Origin of the sequence: Janthinobacterium sp. MP5059B (assembly GCF_001758645.1) — a bacterium.
GTDB lineage: Bacteria > Pseudomonadota > Gammaproteobacteria > Burkholderiales > Burkholderiaceae_D > Janthinobacterium > Janthinobacterium lividum.
Map to the genome: position 1 here is coordinate 40,139 of NZ_LRHX01000005.1, position 16,712 is coordinate 56,850.

Below are 16,712 nucleotides of genomic sequence, written 5' to 3' on the forward strand. Positions count from 1 at the left end.
ATGCATACCATGAACCGTCTTGCCGCCGCCATCGTGCTGGCGTTTTCCAGCATCACCGTGCCGGCGCTGGCTTTGGACGCCGCACCCGTTGTTGCCGCTGCGCCGGCGCCCGCGCCCGCCTTCGATCTTGACCGCGACGTTGCCACCGCCCTGAAAGTGTTCGATGTGCCCGGCATGGCGATCGCCATCGTCAAGGATGGCAAGGTCGTCACCGCCAAGGGCTTTGGCGTACGCAAGCTGGGCGAACCGGCCGCTGTTGATGCGCAGACCTTGTTCGAAGTGGCATCGAATTCGAAAGGCTTTACGGCCGCCGCGCTGGCCATGCTGGTCGACGATGGCAAGCTGGCCTGGGACGATCCCGTCACCAAGCACTTGCCCGGTTTCCAGATGCACGATTCCTACGTGACGGGTGCCATGACCATCCGCGACCTGCTCACGCACCGCAGTGGCCTGGGCCTGGGCGCGGGCGACTTGCTGTGGTGGCCGACCACCACGTTCAGCACCGACGAGATCATCGAGAAGCTGCGCTACATCCGTCCGGCCACGAGTTTTCGCAACAGCTATGCCTACGATAACCTGCTGTATATCGTGGCCGGCAAGATCATCGCCGACAAGGCGGGGAAAAGCTGGGGCGAGGCCATGCATGAACGCATCCTGGCGCCGCTGGGCATGACGGGCACCACCACCAGCCTGCTTGAAAACGCGGGCAAGTCCGACGTCGCCAGTGCGCACAGCAAGATCGACGGCAAGATCGCCGCCGTGAAGTCCATGCCCGTGCCGAATGCCGTGGGTGCCGTCGGCATCAACACGAATGCGGAAGATATCGCCAAGTGGATGATGGTGCTGCTCGACGGCGGCAAGATCGCCGGCGTGAAGGACAAGGATGGCAAGGAAGCGCGCCTGTTCAGTGAAAAGCAGGGCCGCGAGATGTGGACGGCGCAAACGCCGATCAAGATTTCCGAGCCGAAGCCGGCGCTGGCCGCAACGAAACCGAATTTCAGCGCGTATGGACTGGGCTTCCAGCTGCGCGACTACAAGGGCATGAAAGTGGCCATGCACGGCGGCGCGCTGCAAGGATTTTATTCGCGCGTGGTGATGGTGCCGGAAGCAAAGCTGGGCGTGGCCATTCTGACCAATGCGGAAAATGGCGGTTCCATGACGGCGCTGCAATGGCGCATCCTCGACCATTACCTGCAGGCGGCGCCGTCGGACTGGCTGGCGCTGGTGGCCAAGGTGGAGCAGGACCAGCATGCCGAGGAAGTGAAAAAGCAGGGCAAGGCGTCGAGCGCGCGCGCGGCCAGATCGCAGCCATCGCTGCCGCTGGCGGCGTATGACGGCGAGTATGAGGATGCCTGGTATGGCAAGGTCACTATCCGTCCGGAAGGCAAGAAGCACATCCTCAGCTTTACGCGCACGCCGGACCTGACGGGCGAGCTGGAACACTGGCAGCACGACACCTTCATCGTGCGCTGGAAGGAGCGCAATTTCAACGCCGATGCCTACGTGACGTTCTCGCTCAATCCCGATGGCAGCATCGACCGGGTAAAGATGGCGCCGGTGTCGGCCGAGACGGATTTCAGCTACGACTTCCAGGATCTGAGCTTGGTGCCGGTGAAGCCGAAGGAAGCAAAGAAATAAGGTATCGATACAAGAACCGCAGCCTGTGCTGCGGTTTTTTTTCGCCTGTTTCCATGCAAATGCACGGCAGGAGGGCGGCGGGCCAGTTTTTATTCCATGAAATGGGATGAAAAAGAAACGTTATCTTGTTTTCTTGTTTGCGTATTTATTAACTTTTCAAGGTGTTACTATTTCCGTGCGCCATGAAATTCGTCCCTCGACAGGCAGTTTCCGGCGGCTGGCGTCTTTGTCTTCCAGTGGTTTTATATAACAACTCAACTCTTTGGGAACGGGATAAAAATGATCAATGTGAAAAAAGCCGTATTTGTCTTTTGCGCCGCCGTCGGTTTTGCCGGCGCCATCAGTTCTTCCGCATATGCCCTGCCAACCCGTGAAACCTGCGAGGAAGCCTATACCGCGTGCGTGACGGATGGCGATGCCAGCTCCTGCTCCCTGGTCAAGCGCCTGTGTGGCGTGTACGGCATTTACCTGTAAGGCGCGCTGCGCGCACAGGACGATGGCGGCGCGCCGTTTCGGCCCGCCGCCATCGTCTTGTCAGTGACTCAGGGTTTGACGAATTTCAGGGTCATGCGGTCGCTCTCGCCGATGGCCGTGTATTTGTCCCGGTCCACATCCTTGTTGGCATAGGTCGGCGGCAGCGCCCACACGCCGCCCTGGTGGTCGGCATGGTCCTTCGGATTGGCGTTGATGTCTGACTTGGCCGCCAGTTTGAAACCTGCGCCTTCGGCCAGCTTGATCACATACGCTTCGTGCATGTAGCCGCTGCTCGCCGTGGCATCCTGCGCCTTGTTGGCCGGCAGGCGGTGCTCGACGACGCCGAACACGCCGCCCGGTTTCAGGCTGTCGTACACTTCCTTGAACAAGGTCTGCATGCCGGCTTCGCCGATGGGTATCCAGTTGTGGATATTGCGGAAGGTGAGCACCATGTCGGCCGTGCCCTTGGGCGCGATGCGGTAGGTGGTGGGGGGCGCGAAGGCGCCGATCTCCACCTTGCCGAAAGCCGCCGGGTTGGCGTCGAGCTTTTGCTGGAAGCGCGCCGCGCCGCGGCGGGCGCCTTCGCTGCTTGACTGCGGGTCGTTGCCGGCGGCGATCAGCTTGCCGTTGTCGCGCAGGTAGGGCGCCAGGATCTCCGTGTACCAGCCGCCGCCGGGCGCCAGTTCCACCACCGTCATGGTCGGCTTGATGCCGAAGAACGCCAGCGTTTCATACGGATGGCGGGCGCTGTCGCGCAGCGCGTTGGCCGGCGTGCGCGCACTGCCGGCGATGGCCGCCTTCAGGGCCGCGTCGCCCGCATCGGCGGCCAGTGCCGCACCGCTGCCGCCACAGGCCAGCATGACCGTCAAGGCCGCGGTCAGGGTTACTCGCTTCATCATCATATGCTCCATGCGTGATTGCATCGGTTGCTCAATTGGTGGCGATCGCCATCAACGCCGATCATCGGGCAAGCACGCTGGCCGGTCAAGCGGATTCCGTCCCCCATGCGGCTGCATACGCGGGCATTTCGCTGGTGTTGAGCGCATCGGCGATGGCTGCGCCCCGCCCGTGCGTAAACGGCAGTTCGCCCGTCCAGACGGCATGCGCCATGTCGCCCGCGTCGTCGAGCGGGCCGCCCTTGCGCTGTTTGACGGCGCATTCGTCGAGCGCGATGCGCAGCACGGTGGTGGCCGCGTATTCCTTGGCGCTGCCGCCGCGTACCTGCGCCAGGCGTCCCGGCGCCAGTTTTTCCATCAGCGCATCCATGGCCGCATGCTGCTGGCCGATATCGCTTACTTTTTCAAACTGCCCGTACACCATCGCCGAGCGGTAGTTCATCGTGTGATTGAAGGCGGAGCGCGCCAGCACCAGGCCGTCGAGATGGCTCACCGTTACGCACACATCGGTATCGTGCAAGAGCTGCTTGAGCATGCGGCTGCCGTTCGAGCCATGGATGTACAGGTGCCCGCCGATGCGCCAGCAGGCGGTCGGGATGCAATGGCTGCCCGTGTCGTCGCGGAAGGCGATATGGCACAGGTAGGCGGCATCGACGATGGCGTACAGGGTGGCTTGCTCGTAGCTGGCCAGTTCGGCGACGCGGCGCACGCGGGTACGGGGGCTGGGAGGCAGGGCGGTAGCGGTCATGGCGGAAGTCCGGTTGGTTGAAGAAGCAGGCCGCACTATAATCGGCATCTGGCCCTGAAAAAAGATCCAGAACCGACAAATAATTTGGAGCCACCAAGGAAGCGCATGGATTTTGCTTTGCTGCTTGATGCATTCGAGCGCACGCACCGCGAGCGGGGCTGGCCGCGCCAGCGCCTGCTGCATGAATGCCTGCGCGCGGCGATCCGCAACGGGCAGCTGGCGCCCGGCACGCGGCTGGCCGCCACGCGCGTGCTGGCCGCCGAACTGGGACTGGCGCGCAATACCGTGCTGTACGCCTACGAGCAATTGGCCAGCGAAGGGTTTGTCTTGCCGGACCGGCGCGGCACCGTCGTCGCCGGCAGCGTCGGCATGCCGGAAGCCGTGCCGGCGGCCGGCAGCAAGGATGGCTTGTCGCGCCGCGCCCGACATTTGCGCGGCGTGGCGGGACAGGATGTGAATGCGGCGCTGGTGTTTCCCGCCGACGCCATGGGCGCGTTCGCGCCTGGCGTGCCGGCGCTCGATGAATTCCCGCTGGCGCAGTGGCGGCGCATGCTGGACCGCGCATGGCGCGCGCTGACGCCGCGCCAGCTCAATTACGGCGACCCTGCCGGCGAGCCGCAGCTGCGCATGGCCATCGCCGAGCATTTGCGCGCCGCGCGCGGCGTCGTCTGCGATGCGGGCCAGGTGTTCATCACGGACGGCACGCAGAGCAGCCTCGATGTCTGCCTGCGCGCCTTTGCCGACCAGGGCGATACCTTGTGGATTGAGCATCCCGGCTATGGCGGCGCGCTGGCTGCGGGCCGCGGCGCCGGCTTGCAGGTGACGGGCATCGCCGTTGACATGGATGGCATCGCGCCGACGGATGACGACTGGCGCGAGACGCCGCCGCGCCTGATCTACACCACGCCGTCGCACCAGTATCCGACGGGCAGCGTGCTCAGTCCCGCGCGCCGCATGGCGCTGCTCGAACGCGCGCGCGTGGCCGGCGCCCTGATCATCGAAGACGATTACGACAGCGAATTTCGCCATGGCGGCCCGCCCCTGGCCGCCATGCAGGGACTGGTGGCCGACGCGCCCGTCGTGTACCTGGGCACCTTCAGCAAGACCATGTTTCCCGCCTTGCGCATCGCCTTTATCGTCGTGCCGTCCGCGCTGGCCGGCGCCTTCGCGCAGATGCAGGCGCAGGGCGCCGCGCGCGGACGGGTAGCCGAACAGCTGGCGCTGGCCGACTTCCTGCGCAGCGGCCTGTTTGCGCGCCACGTGCGCCGCATGCGCCGCCTGTACCGCCAGCGCCGCGACGCCTTGAGCGAGGCCTTGCAGCGCCATGCGTGTGGCGGCGCGGCCATCCATGGCGGCACGGCCGGCATGCACCTGGCGCTGCGTTTTCATGAAGCGGAATGGGATGACCTGGCGCTGAGCCGGAGCGCCGCGCAGGACGGCATCGTGGCGCTGGCCCTGTCCGCGCATGGAACGGGAGAAGGGATGGGCTGGAACGGCTTCCTGCTCGGTTATGCGCAGGTGCCGGCCGAGAACATGGACGGCCTGGCACGCCGCCTGGGCGCGCTGCTTGCGCAAGCTGGCGCGGCTGGGCAGGCGAAGCGGTCACAATAGGCCTTTGCCAGCACGAGGAAGAGGACTACCCATGATACTGAGCTGGAAAGCCCCGGTTGATTACCATGACAAACTGATCGGCTCCTACGACAAGGAAGGTGGATCCTATGAGACGGCTGGATCGAACTTCGACTATCTGGCGCTGCTGCAGGGGGCTCCGTATCCGTTCGGTATGGACAGGCCCCCCGTGCATTTCGTCTGCACCCGGGAAAGGCTCCTGAAACATGACTGTCTGTGGCTGCTGGGGGACGTGCCGCTGGTCTCGGCCCGTCTGGCCGGGTTCCTTGCCGGTGCCGCCGGCCAGGACGTGGAATTGCTCGCTCCCGCCTGCATCATGGCGGGCGGTGAACCTGTGGAGCAGCCGTTTTACATCGTGAATGCGACGCAACACGTACAGATGGTGGACCTCGAACGTTCAATCGCGGAAAAAGATGACAAGGGCAACGTCATCTACTTCACGCGGACGTTTTTGCGCGACGAGGAACTGGCGCCCAGGCAGATCGCCAGGGATGCGCAATCGGGTGACCTGTTGATCTCCAGCGAGCTCGCTGGCCTGATGAAAGCCGCGCGCTTCAACGGCGGCAAGAGCCTGGGGTTTTATCGCGCCGCAGGAAACTGGCAGCCTGTCCTGGAATGAGATCGCATGGCTTACTGCTGGTCCTGCATCCACTGCTTCAAGCCATTGACCCAGTTCTTGGCGGGCAGGTTGAACTGCTTCTTGATGGCGGCGGCGCGTTCGTATAAATCGCTGAAGTCGAGCGATGGCGATTTTTTGAAGGCCAGCACGACGATGTTTTCATCTTCCATTTCCGGCACCCAGACGACGGCGTCGAAAACCAGTTCCATCGCCTGTAGATTCTTGTCGTAGTTGGGGAAGTCGCCGAAGACATTCGTGCACATGATGCCGTCGTCGGCCAGGCAGTCGTGGCAAGCCTGGTAGAACTCTGGCGTGTCGAGCACAGGACCGCGCGCGTCTTCGTCGTACAGGTCCACTTGCAGCGCGTCGACCGTGCCGTGGTTGGCAGGATCGAGCACAAAGTCGAGCGCATTCATTTCACGCACATCGAGGCGCGCGTCGTTCGGCGGCAGCGCGAACTGGGCGCCACAGATGGCGATCACGTTCGGATTGAGTTCGATGGCCGTGACCGTGGCCTCGGGGAAGCGGCGGTAGCTGAATTTGGTCAGCGCGGCGCTGCCCAGTCCCAGCTGCACGATGCGTTTGGGCTGCGTCTTGAACAGCATCCACATCATCATCATCTGCACGTATTCGAGCTCGATGGCATCTGGCTTGTCCAGGCGCATGGCGCCCTGCACCCACTTGGTTCCCAGGTGCAGGTAGCGGATGCCGCGGTGTTCGGTGGTGGTGGCAGGCGGGTGGCCCGGGTGGCTGAAAGCGGTATGGCTGGTGGAGGTAAAGTCGGTCGTCATGGCGCCAGTTTAGCAGCCGGGTGAAAAAAAGACGCCGTAGCGTCTTTTGGGTGGTGCGCTCAAGATTGCTTGCGGCGTCGTGCCAGGAAGCCCAGTATGCCCAGGCCGGCCAGCAGCATGCCATACGTTTCCGGTTCAGGAACGGGCGCCAGGTTCAGGTTGAAGACGCCGCCATAGCTGCCGCCCTTGGTGTTGCCCATGACGGTGAGAACCAGCGGGCCATTGAACAGAACGCTCGTCGGCGCCAGGATTTCACCCTGGGCATAGCCAAAGACGGTGGGCCCGCCAAAGCCGCTCAACGAAATGCCGTTCAGGTTGGCGCTGCTGAAGCTGATGGAGGAACTGTCCGAGCCCGTGACGGACAGGTTGGCCAGGAAGGCTTGCGCGGTGGAACCGAAGGTCGCATTTGGTGTGAACGTAAAGGTATCCGTGAAGTCGCCGAGCGGGCTGGGTACGGCGTCGAAGCCGCTGGTCCATAGATTGCCCGTGGTATTGACGAGGTTGACGGTGTAGGCGGCGGCGCTGGCGCTGCCGATGGAGGCAGCACCGAGTACCGCCGCTGCGATGAGTGATTTCAGTTTCATATTTATCCCCGCGAAAAAACGATTAATGTTTCAAAAAAAACCGTGCCGCTCAGATAAATTATCGTCAGGACATTTCATTGTCAATGAGCTATTTTTATATCATTATGCAAACTTAAATAGCTTATTTCTAACACACGGGCATGGCGCTCATGAAGTTGCAATATTAAAAACTCTAATTGTCAATATTATACCGAAAAATAATTGCGTAGCGTGTGATGAAAAAATCGTTACGCCAGTAACTAATTTCTGTCCAGCAAGGGCAGAATCAATGTCACCGCCAGGCCGCCACCTTCGCGGTTGGCCAGGGTGATGCGCCCGCCATGGGCTTCGGCGATTTCGCGCGCCAGCGCCAGGCCAAGTCCCGTGCCGCTGCGCTTGGTGGAATAAAACGGTACCAGCGCGTTTTCCAGCACGGCGCCGCTCATGCCCGGGCCGCGGTCGCGCACTTCGATGCGCAGCTGCCCTTGCGCCTGGCTGACGTGCAGGCCGATATGCTCTTGCCGCGAACCGGATTCCAGCGCGTTCTTGAGCAGGTTCAACAGTGCCTGCTGCATTTGCGCCGCATCGAACACGGCTGCCTGTGCGGGCGGTACGCAGTCGAGCGCGAAGGCCGCCTGCGAGGCCAGGCTGTCGAGAAAAGGCTGCCACTCGCACGGCGCCAGGCGTGGCGCGGGCAGCTTGGCAAAGCGCGCATAGCCGAGGATGAAGGTTTCCAGGTGGCGCGTGCGTTCCTCGATGGTGGCAAGGATTTGCGGCAGGCGCTCCGTCTGGCCGCGGCGCACCAGCTCGGCGCCGGAATGGGCCAGCGAGGCCAGCGGCGCCAGCGAGTTGTTCAGTTCATGGCTGATGACGCGGATGACTTTTTTCCAGGTCTGCACTTCCTGGCGCCGCAGTTCCAGGGTCAGCTGGCGCAACAGCAGCAGTTCGTGCTTGCGCCCGTTCAGGCTGAAGCTGCGCCGCGCCAGATGATATACCTCTTCCTGCTCCCCCTCGCCGCTGGTAAACAAGCCGTCGTTGCGGCGCGCCAGCGCTTCGGCCAGGGCCGGCGCCGCCTGTTGCACGATGTCGGCCAGGTGATGCCCCTCGAGCCGGCGGCCGTGGTGCAGCAACTGGCGCGCGGCCAGGTTGGCGTAGATGATAGCGCTGCCCTCGGCCACCAGCAGCATGGCCACCGGCGTGTTTTGCACCATGGTGTCGAGCAGCAGTTCGCGCTGCACCAGGTCCAGGCGTTGCTTGCGCAGCACGTCGCCCAGCGCATTGTGGGCCGCCACCAGGTCGGCAAGTTCGTCGTTCTGCGGCCAGCGCAGGCTGAAGCCGAAGTCGCCGTCCTGGTAGCTGGCGACGGTGCCGCTCAAGGCGCGAAACAGCGACAGCATCGCTTGCAGCTGCGCGCGGATGGTAATCACGGCCACCGGCAGCACGCACAGCAGGGTACCCGCCAGCACCAGCAGCGGCTGGCCGGGTAAAAAATGCGCGAGCAGCAGGGCGATGACGATGCCCAGCACCAGCAGGGTGACGATCAGCGCTGTCCAGCGCGTGAGCAGGGAAAGGCGCATGGGACGGTAGGCCATCAGCCGCGCGCGATGCCCAGGCGTTCCATGCGCCGGTACAGCGCCTGGCGCGACAGCCCCAGTTCCTGTGCCGCCTGCGCTACCACGCCGTGTGCGCGCGCGAGCGCCGCGGTGACGCTGTCGCGGTCCGGCTCCGTCGCGGCGCCATCCTGCGGCGCGCGCAGCGATGGCACACCCGCCAGCGGCAAGCCCGTTTCCTGTGCGCGGATCACGGGACCGGCCGTCAGCAGGCTGGCGCGCTGCATGACGTTTTTCAGTTCGCGCACGTTGCCGGGCCAGCCGTGCGCCAGCAGGGTGGCCTGCGCTTGCGCGTCCAGGGTTTTTTCGCTGCCCAGGAAATGCTGTGCCAGCACCAGGATGTCGAGCGGGCGCTGGGCCAGCGGCGGCAGGCGCAGTTCGATCACGTTCAAGCGGTAGAACAGGTCTTCGCGAAACGTGCCTGCCTTGATCATCGCCGGCAGGTCGGCGTTGCTGGCGCTGATGACGCGCACTTTCACTTGCCGCTCGCGGTTCGAGCCGAGGCGCTCGAAGCGTCCCGTTTCCAGTACGCGCAGCAGTTTCATTTGCCCGGCCAGCGGCAGGTTGCCGATCTCGTCGAGGAACAAGGTGCCGCCGTCGGCCGCGTCGAACTTGCCGTCGCGCGCGCGCGTGATGCCCGTGTAGGCGCCCGCCTCGGCACCGAACAGTTCCGCCTCGATCAGCTCGACCGGCACGGCGCCGCAATTGAGCACGACGAAGGGGCCGCTGGCGACCTGGGAATTGGCTTGCACGATGGCGGCGATGCGTTCCTTGCCGCTGCCGTTCGGCCCCGAAATGAGCACGGGCACGTCGGCCCGCGCCACCTGGCACGCCAGGTGTACGACTCTTTCCGTGGCCGGGTCTTGCCACACCATGCCGCGCAAGTCGAAGTCTTTTTCCAGCGCGTGGCGCTGGCGCTGCTCGGCCACCACGCGCTGGCGCAGCGCGTGGCTGGCCTGTCCCAGTTCCAGCAGGTTCTGCACGGAAGCGATCAGGCGCCGGTCATCCCATGGCTTGGCCAGGTAGTCGGCCGCGCCGGACTTGATCAGGTCGACGGCCGCGTCGAGCTGTGTCCATGCCGTCAGCAGGATCACGGGCAGATCCGGGTAGCGCGCGCGGATTGCGTGGAACAGCGCGCTGCCTTCCTCTCCCGAAGTGGTGTCGGCCGTGAAGTTCATGTCCTGCACCACCAGGTCGATGGCGTGGCGCTCGAGCAGCTGCAGGCCTTCCTCGGGCGAGGCGGCGCGCACGGCGTCGATCTCGTGCAGGGAGAACAGCACGTCCAGCGCGATGGCCACGGCGGCATTGTCGTCAATAATCAGTACGGTAGGCATGCGCGCAGCATATCACTCAGGTGCCGGCTCAGGTACTGCGCGTGGCAGTGGCCGGCGAAATACTGGCCGCGCGCCAGGCTGGCCCATACACGGCGCCCACGCCCAGCAGCCAGAATACCAGCGCGCCGGCCAGCAGGTAGCCGGGCGGCAGGCGCGCCATTTCCAGCTGGCTGACCAGCAGCTGATTCAGGCCCAGCGCCAGCACCACGCCAGCCGCCACGCCGACGCTGGTGATCATGAAATTCTCCGTCAGGAAGTAGCGCAGGATGTCGATGCGGCGGGCACCGAGCGCGCGCCGCACGCCGATCTGCTTGCGCCGCTGCGAGACCCACAGGCTGGCGATGCCGACGATGCCGCTGGCCGTCACCAGCAGCAGCAGGGTGCTGACGGCGATGAGCATCCAGGACAAGCCCTGGTCGGCCAGATAACGTGTCTTGCGGTGCTGCTCCAGGGTATCCGTGCGCACCAGCAGGCGCTCGGTGCTGGACGTGCGGATGGCTTGTTCCGCCTCCTTCATCAGGCGGTTGCGCTGGCCTGGTTCTGCCCGCACGGCAAATAGCAGCGAATCGCGCCCGCCCGTCAGGCGCGCCGGCAGGATGATCGAATACTCGCCCTGGGCGCTGACCTGGCCGACCTGCGTCTGCAGCCGTTCCACCACGCCGATCACGCGCATCTCGTCATCGTTGTCGCCGGTGCCATTGAACAGGGGTTTGCCGACAAAGCTGGTTTCGCCTGGCCAGATTTTTTGCGCCGCGGCGCGCGTCACGATCACCACCTTGGGGAAGCTTTCATCGACGTCTTCATTGATTTCCGGGACCTCGTCGGGATGGAAATCGCGCCCTTCCACCAGCTTCAGGCCATATGTCCTGACCAGCGAATCGGGCGTGACGTACATCGAGGTGCCGGCGCTGGCCTCGGCCTGTCCGCGTTTGGCCGCGACGTTGGTGCTGCTGCCGGAACGCGACAGCACGGCCTGCGTGGTTTGCGCCACGGAGACCACGCCCGGCAGGGCGCGCAGTATCGCGGCCTGGCGCTTCTGTTCGGCTATCTGGCGCTGCGGGCTGCCTTTGTCCATGCTCTGGACTTTGACATAGAAGATGTCGTTTTCGGCCGCCACGCCGGTGGGACGGGCGGCGATGGCCTGGCGCAGGTTGACGATGTACAAGGCGTTGGCCAGGATGGCCAGGCTGATGGCAACTTGCACGGCGACGAGCACGGCGCCGGTCTTGTTGCGCATCAGCGCCGACAGGATGGGGCGGATTTCCATGTGGGGCCTCATTGTGAAAAGGTGGGTGTCATTGGGATTTGAGCTGCATCGCCGGCGTGACCTGGCAGGCGCGCCAGGTGGGCAACAGCCCTGCGAGCAAGGCCGCCAGTACGGAAACGGCAAACGTCAGCAGCAGCATCGGGACATCCAGGTGCGCCACGGTGCCCAGCTCCCTCGATTGCGCGCTCACCACGGCCAGGGCGGCATAGGCCAGCAACAGGCCCAGTACGCCGCCGGCCAGGCCGATGACGCCGGTCTCGATCAGGAACTGGCGGAAGATGTCGCGCTGCGTGGCGCCCAGTGCGCGGCGGATGCCGACTTCCGCCGCCCGCGCGGAGAACTTGGCCAGCAGCAGGCCGATGGTGTTGACCAGGCAGAGCAGCAGGAAGCCGAAGGCCAGCCAGGCAGCCAGCTTGTTGTCGTTGTCGACCACGTTGAGGAAATCGAGCCACTGCCTGACGTCGTACAGCATGTTGGGCGCATGGCGTGGCATGCGGCCCAGCTTGCGCTGTTCGGCCGCATAGCTGTCGAGATAAGCCTGCAAGTCGCTGCGTTCGCCGGCGCTGGCCATTTCAAACCAGAATTGCAGCCAGGTGCAGTCCGATGCCAGGATACCCTGGTAACCGGGGCTGCGCTCGACGCCGCTGCAGGCCATGCCGCCGTCATGTCCCGTTTCGTGGCGGATGGCACTGGCAAACGGAATGAAGAATTCATCTTCCGTGCCAAAGGCGCCCTTGCTGCCGATGATGCGGTGCACGCGCGGCACGGGATCCCAGCGATCGAGCACGCCGCTGACCAGATAGGGGCGTCCCAGCACCGTCACGCGCTGGCCCACGGGATTGACTGTGCCCAGCAGCTTTTCCGCCAGGGCGCGGCTCAGGACGATGACGTCGGCGCCGCTGGCGTCGTCGGCCTCGCTCCATGGCTGGCCATACAGGAACGGTACTTCAAACATGGCGAAGAAATCGCGCGTGGGGGCCAGGCCCTGGGCCCGGAAGGCGCCGAGGTCCCTGCGCGCCGGCTCCACGGGGCCGGCCACGCCGTACATGACACTGCGGCGGATGCCCATCTTGCTGGCCATGAAGTTCTTCGCATCGGTATAGGCGAGCTGTGACTGGCCAAAGCTGGGTTTGGTGCCCGGCGTATAGCCTTTCAAGGGAACTACATCGATCATCGGCACGAACAGGCGGTCGCTCTTGTGCGGCAGTGGATCGCCCGACATCGCGTGCAGGATGGTGACGGTGGCCACGCTGGCGGCCACGCCGACGGCCAGGGTCAGCACCATCAGCGCCGTCAGGGCGGGATTGCGGCGCAGGTTGCGCAGGCCCAGCTTGAAATAGTAGTGGAACATGGCGGCTCCTAGGCGGTCGCGTGCTGCGGCTTGAGCGACAGCGTGGCGCCATGCTGTACCAGGTCCGACACCTGGCCGTCGATGATGTGCACATTGCGCTGGCTGCGCAGCGCCAGTTCCGGATCGTGCGTGACCATCAGGATGGTGGTGCCTTGCGCATTGATTTCTTCCAGCAGCTCCATCACGCCGCGCGCCATCTGCGTGTCCAGGTTGCCCGTCGGTTCATCGGCCAGCAGCAGTTTCGGCGAGCCGGCCAGTGCGCGCGCGATGGCCACGCGCTGCTGCTGGCCGCCCGACAATTCGGCCGGATAGTGCTTCATGCGCGACGCCAGGCCCACCTTGGCCAGCGCCTCCTCGATGCGCTCCTTGCGTTCGGCGCGGTTGAAACCCCGGTAGCGCAGCGGCACGTCGACATTGTCGAACAGCGACAGGTCGGGGATCAGATTAAAACCCTGGAAGATGAAGCCGAGTTTTTCATTGCGCAGGCGCGAGCGGGCATTGTCGTCCATGCCCCTGACGTTGACGCCGTCGAGGATGTATTCGCCATCCGTGAATTCCTCGAGCAGGCCGGCGATGTTCAGGAAGCTTGTCTTGCCGGAGCCGGACGGTCCCGTGACGGTGACGAATTCGCCCTGGCGGACGTGGATCTCGAAGCCGCGCAGCGCGTGCGTTTCGATCATGTGGGTGCGGTAGATCTTGCTCAGGTTTTGCATGCGCAGCATGGGAAGCCTCCTTGTTGACTGAAATTAATTGAGTGCGACGCGGGCCGCGTTCGCGAAATTTTCCGTGCCGGCGACCACCACCTTGTCGCCCAGTTTCAGGCCGCCGAGAATCTCGACGGCAGAGATGCTGGTGGCGCCCAGCTTGATGGGCGTGCGGACGGCCACGCCATCGCGCACCACGTAGGCAAAGCGTCCGCCTTCCGCTTCGACGAAGGAACCGCGCGCCAGCATCAGCACATTGGGCCGCTCGTCGATCAGCAGGCGTGCCGAGACGCGCTGGTTCTGGCGCAGGCCGGCCGGCTGTTCGCCGTTGAAGCGCACGCGCGCCAGCACTTGGTTCTTGACCACTTCGGGCGACAGCGCCGACAGCTTGCCGGTCGCCTTGATGGCGCCCGTCTCGATCTCGGCGCTCATGCCCAGGCCGATGTCGGCCACATACGTTTCCGGCACCTCGAGCTCCACTTCCAGCTGCGACAGGTCGACCAGGGTCATCAGGGCCGTGTTGGCCTGCACCACGCTACGGTTGGCCACCGACAGCGTGCCGATGAAGCCATTGACGGGCGCGCGCACGGTCAGCTCGTCGACCCTGCGCTGCGCGTTGTCGCGGCTCAGGCGCTGGCGTTCCAGTTCGTTGACCCGGGTCTTCAGCGCCAGGGTCACGTCTTCGCCTTCCAGGCCGGCCGCCTGCGAAGCGTGCTTGCTGCGGATCTCGGCGGAATTCAAGGCATCCTTGGCCTTCTGGTAATCGATCTTGGCAATGATGCCCACCTGCGCCACGCTTTCATAGCGCTCCAGCGTGCGCTGGGCGGACAGGCGCTCGATTTCCGCCGTATCCGCTTCGCGCCGGGCCAGCAGTTTCTGTTTCTTGGCCAGGATCTGCTGGCGCGCCACTTCCGCTTCCAGCTGCTGCACGCTCGACTGCTCGCGTTTCAGCGCGTCCGACAGGTCGGGCGATTCCAGCACGGCGAGGATATCCCCCTTTTTGACGGTGTCGCCGGCCTTCGCTTTCAGCGTGACGGTGGCCACGGTGGTCGAATACAGCGTGGGGCTGATGGCGGCCACCACGCGTCCGTTCACGGCGGCGTCGCGGATCAGGGTGCCGCGCGTGACGTCGGCGATGCGCAGGCGGTCGGAATTGACGGAATGCTCGCTGTTGCGCCAGCCGGCTACGGCAGCGATGGCGGCGCCGATGACGACGGCGGCGCCGGCCAGCAGCAGGGCGCGTTTCTTGTGGCGCTGGCCCGGCGGGGCGGACAGTACGGCGTCTTGGGAGGATGTATCGCGGATCATGGTCAGGTCTCGTGAAGGATATCGTTTTTAATGCACGATCCATGCCAGTTGTTAAGTCCTTGATTTGAATCGGGAAAAATTCTGGCGTCCGGCTGTCCGCCGTGTCCGCGCCGTCCAGCGTGTCCGTCCGCGCAGGTTCCACTTGATAAATTGGCAATCGCCTGCATCTGCTGTGGCGACTCTTTTTTGACTCCTCCCCAAGGCGCCATGCATCCGTTTTTCCAGCAAATTTTCCCTGCCCGTGCCTTTGCGCCAGCGCTCGATTATCCTTTTGCGCGCAGCGACGTGGCGATGCTGCAGCGGCTGACGGGCGAGGCGCCATCGCTCGATGGTCAGACCTGGAACGAACTGTTGCTCGACCAGTACGCGTCGCAACTGGCGCGCGAGACCAGCATCTTTGGCCAGCAGGAGCTGCACCGACGCCTGAGCGGCGGCCAGGCCGATCCTGGCTCCATTGCGCGCGTCCAGCGATTGCTGGACGACCCGGCCCAGGCGGCGAGCCTGCAGCGCGCCTGCCTGCCCTTGCGCCAGGCCGATACGGAAGTGAGCGAGACCCTGTTCGGTGCGGCGCTGGCAGCGGCGCCATGGTGGAGTGCCTGGCTATGGCTGGTGCCGCTGGCCTTGCTGCTGACCATCGCCGCCAGCTGGCTGGCAGGTTGGCCGGCGCTGTTTGGCGTGCTGGCCGCCTGTGTTGCGCTGATGACCGTGCAGGTGCGTTTTTACGAAAGCGCCAAGCTATGGGAACGTACGCTCGATACCTTGCGCCATCTGCTGAAAACCCGTGCCGCGCTGATGCGGCTCGATGTACCGGCAGCCTTGCCATTGGCTGCCGGCAGCGCGCAGGCGGCCAAGCTGACGCGCGCCATCGAGCGCTCGCTGCTGCATTACGTGCCCTTCATCGATACGCTGCTGGTCGAATATGGCGACTGGCTCCTGCTGAAAAACGTCAAGCGCTATTTCCGCACGCGCCAACTGGTGGCGCAGCAGTTGCCCTTCCTGCGCGATAGCTTTACCCAGGTGGCCCAGCTGGAAGCGGACCTGGCGCTGGCGCGGCAATTGCATGCGGCCCCCGTGTTTTGCTGGGCGGGCATTGCGGCACCGCGCGCGCTGGCCTTGCGGGGCATGCTGCATCCCTTGCTGGAGAACGCTGCGCCGTTGTCGTTCGGCGTGCAGGGCAAGGGGGGCTTCATCTCCGGCCAGAACGGCATCGGCAAGAGTACCTTGCTGCGTTGCATAGGCTTGAACCTGGTCTGTGCGCGGGCCTTTGGCTTCTGTTATGCGGACAGTGCTGATGTGCCGCGCCTGGCCGTGTATGCGAGCATGCAGAATGACGATTCGCTCGACGGCGGCGAAAGTCTATATATCGCCGAATTGCGGCGTGCACGCGAATTGCTGGCGCTGGCCGAGAAGGGCGCGCCGGCGCTGTTCCTGATCGATGAAATCTTCCGCGGCACGAACCACCTCGAATCCGTGGCGGCGGCCGCCGCCGTGCTGCATTCCCTGGCCGCGCGCCACCTGGTGATCGTCTCGTCGCACAATCTGGTATTGGGGCCGCTGCTGGAAGACTGTCTGGCGCCGTGGTGCGTGGGCCGCGATGACGCCGGCGCGCTGCTGCTGGCGCCGGGCGTGCTGCAGGCCACGAATGGCATCGCCCTGCTGGCGCAGCGCGGCTTTGACGCCGGTATCGCAGACAAGGCCGGGCGCGTCTTCGACTGGCTCAGCACGCACATGGCGCAGCCGGCCGACTGCGGCGGCGTGCTCGAACGGGCCTGATGGCCGC

At 64.5% G+C, this 16,712-nt stretch carries 15 protein-coding genes; 5 read left to right on the top strand and 10 right to left on the bottom strand.

Features of this window, described 5'->3' with window-relative positions; genetic code table 11:
- Both JAB1_RS03800 and JAB1_RS03805 read left to right on the top strand, forming a co-directional pair.
- Positions 1-1,638 carry a serine hydrolase gene (locus JAB1_RS03800; RefSeq protein WP_070279007.1) on the top strand — a complete coding sequence of 546 codons (1,638 nt, stop codon included), beginning with the start codon at positions 1-3 and terminating at the stop codon, positions 1,636-1,638.
- A gap of 279 nt (positions 1,639-1,917) precedes the next feature.
- Positions 1,918-2,112 (top strand): hypothetical protein, encoded by a 195-nt coding sequence (locus tag JAB1_RS03805; RefSeq protein ID WP_034783267.1) that lies wholly within the window; start codon positions 1,918-1,920, stop codon positions 2,110-2,112.
- 68 nt (positions 2,113-2,180) lie between these two features.
- On the opposite strand, the gene JAB1_RS03810 is transcribed toward JAB1_RS03805, so the two are convergent.
- Complete coding sequence (locus tag JAB1_RS03810; protein ID WP_083299564.1) at positions 2,181-3,011, bottom strand: class I SAM-dependent methyltransferase; 831 nt, start codon at positions 3,009-3,011, stop codon at positions 2,181-2,183.
- A gap of 85 nt (positions 3,012-3,096) precedes the next feature.
- Entirely contained in the window at positions 3,097-3,756 is a 660-nt protein-coding gene (locus tag JAB1_RS03815) for a pyridoxamine 5'-phosphate oxidase family protein (protein ID WP_070278884.1), read from the bottom strand.
- Between the two features lie 105 nt (positions 3,757-3,861).
- Between JAB1_RS03815 and JAB1_RS03820 the strand changes: the two genes are divergently transcribed.
- Both JAB1_RS03820 and JAB1_RS03825 read left to right on the top strand, forming a co-directional pair.
- Positions 3,862-5,367, top strand: coding sequence for a PLP-dependent aminotransferase family protein (locus JAB1_RS03820; protein ID WP_070278886.1), 1,506 nt, complete (start codon positions 3,862-3,864; stop codon positions 5,365-5,367).
- Positions 5,368-5,398: 31 nt separating this feature from the next.
- Complete coding sequence (locus tag JAB1_RS03825) at positions 5,399-6,004, top strand: hypothetical protein (protein WP_070278890.1); 606 nt, start codon at positions 5,399-5,401, stop codon at positions 6,002-6,004.
- Between the two features lie 11 nt (positions 6,005-6,015).
- On the opposite strand, the gene JAB1_RS03830 is transcribed toward JAB1_RS03825, so the two are convergent.
- The 8 genes from JAB1_RS03830 to JAB1_RS03865 form a co-directional block, all read right to left on the bottom strand.
- Entirely contained in the window at positions 6,016-6,795 is a 780-nt protein-coding gene (locus JAB1_RS03830) for a spermidine synthase (RefSeq protein WP_070278892.1), read from the bottom strand.
- Between the two features lie 59 nt (positions 6,796-6,854).
- Complete coding sequence (locus tag JAB1_RS30085) at positions 6,855-7,379, bottom strand: FxDxF family PEP-CTERM protein (protein ID WP_034783275.1); 525 nt, start codon at positions 7,377-7,379, stop codon at positions 6,855-6,857.
- Between the two features lie 239 nt (positions 7,380-7,618).
- The gene (locus tag JAB1_RS03840) at positions 7,619-8,935 is read right to left on the bottom strand and encodes a PAS domain-containing sensor histidine kinase (protein ID WP_070279009.1); all 1,317 of its coding nucleotides are present in this window, start codon (positions 8,933-8,935) and stop codon (positions 7,619-7,621) included.
- 14 nt (positions 8,936-8,949) lie between these two features.
- Complete coding sequence (locus JAB1_RS03845) at positions 8,950-10,302, bottom strand: sigma-54 dependent transcriptional regulator (RefSeq protein WP_070278894.1); 1,353 nt, start codon at positions 10,300-10,302, stop codon at positions 8,950-8,952.
- A gap of 28 nt (positions 10,303-10,330) precedes the next feature.
- Entirely contained in the window at positions 10,331-11,569 is a 1,239-nt protein-coding gene (locus JAB1_RS03850; protein WP_070278896.1) for an FtsX-like permease family protein, read from the bottom strand.
- Between the two features lie 28 nt (positions 11,570-11,597).
- Positions 11,598-12,920 (bottom strand): ABC transporter permease, encoded by a 1,323-nt coding sequence (locus JAB1_RS03855; protein WP_070278898.1) that lies wholly within the window; start codon positions 12,918-12,920, stop codon positions 11,598-11,600.
- Positions 12,921-12,928: 8 nt separating this feature from the next.
- Positions 12,929-13,642, bottom strand: coding sequence for an ABC transporter ATP-binding protein (locus JAB1_RS03860; protein WP_070259929.1), 714 nt, complete (start codon positions 13,640-13,642; stop codon positions 12,929-12,931).
- A 24-nt stretch (positions 13,643-13,666) separates the two neighbouring features.
- Positions 13,667-14,932, bottom strand: a complete 1,266-nt coding sequence (locus JAB1_RS03865) for an efflux RND transporter periplasmic adaptor subunit (protein ID WP_070278900.1) — start codon at positions 14,930-14,932, stop codon at positions 13,667-13,669.
- A gap of 186 nt (positions 14,933-15,118) precedes the next feature.
- Between JAB1_RS03865 and JAB1_RS03870 the strand changes: the two genes are divergently transcribed.
- The gene (locus JAB1_RS03870; RefSeq protein WP_254671968.1) at positions 15,119-16,705 is read left to right on the top strand and encodes a DNA mismatch repair protein MutS; all 1,587 of its coding nucleotides are present in this window, start codon (positions 15,119-15,121) and stop codon (positions 16,703-16,705) included.
- The last annotated feature ends 7 nt before the right edge of the window (positions 16,706-16,712 follow it).

Coding starts and splice junctions, on each gene's coding strand:
- JAB1_RS03800 (WP_070279007.1), top strand. CDS start 1: ATGCATACCATGAACCGTCTTGCCGCCGCCATCGTGCTGGCGTTTTCC.
- JAB1_RS03805 (WP_034783267.1), top strand. CDS start 1,918: ATGATCAATGTGAAAAAAGCCGTATTTGTCTTTTGCGCCGCCGTCGGT.
- JAB1_RS03810 (WP_083299564.1), bottom strand. CDS start 3,011: ATGATGAAGCGAGTAACCCTGACCGCGGCCTTGACGGTCATGCTGGCC.
- JAB1_RS03815 (WP_070278884.1), bottom strand. CDS start 3,756: ATGACCGCTACCGCCCTGCCTCCCAGCCCCCGTACCCGCGTGCGCCGC.
- JAB1_RS03820 (WP_070278886.1), top strand. CDS start 3,862: ATGGATTTTGCTTTGCTGCTTGATGCATTCGAGCGCACGCACCGCGAG.
- JAB1_RS03825 (WP_070278890.1), top strand. CDS start 5,399: ATGATACTGAGCTGGAAAGCCCCGGTTGATTACCATGACAAACTGATC.
- JAB1_RS03830 (WP_070278892.1), bottom strand. CDS start 6,795: ATGACGACCGACTTTACCTCCACCAGCCATACCGCTTTCAGCCACCCG.
- JAB1_RS30085 (WP_034783275.1), bottom strand. CDS start 7,379: ATGAAACTGAAATCACTCATCGCAGCGGCGGTACTCGGTGCTGCCTCC.
- JAB1_RS03840 (WP_070279009.1), bottom strand. CDS start 8,935: ATGCGCCTTTCCCTGCTCACGCGCTGGACAGCGCTGATCGTCACCCTG.
- JAB1_RS03845 (WP_070278894.1), bottom strand. CDS start 10,302: ATGCCTACCGTACTGATTATTGACGACAATGCCGCCGTGGCCATCGCG.
- JAB1_RS03850 (WP_070278896.1), bottom strand. CDS start 11,569: ATGGAAATCCGCCCCATCCTGTCGGCGCTGATGCGCAACAAGACCGGC.
- JAB1_RS03855 (WP_070278898.1), bottom strand. CDS start 12,920: ATGTTCCACTACTATTTCAAGCTGGGCCTGCGCAACCTGCGCCGCAAT.
- JAB1_RS03860 (WP_070259929.1), bottom strand. CDS start 13,642: ATGCTGCGCATGCAAAACCTGAGCAAGATCTACCGCACCCACATGATC.
- JAB1_RS03865 (WP_070278900.1), bottom strand. CDS start 14,932: ATGATCCGCGATACATCCTCCCAAGACGCCGTACTGTCCGCCCCGCCG.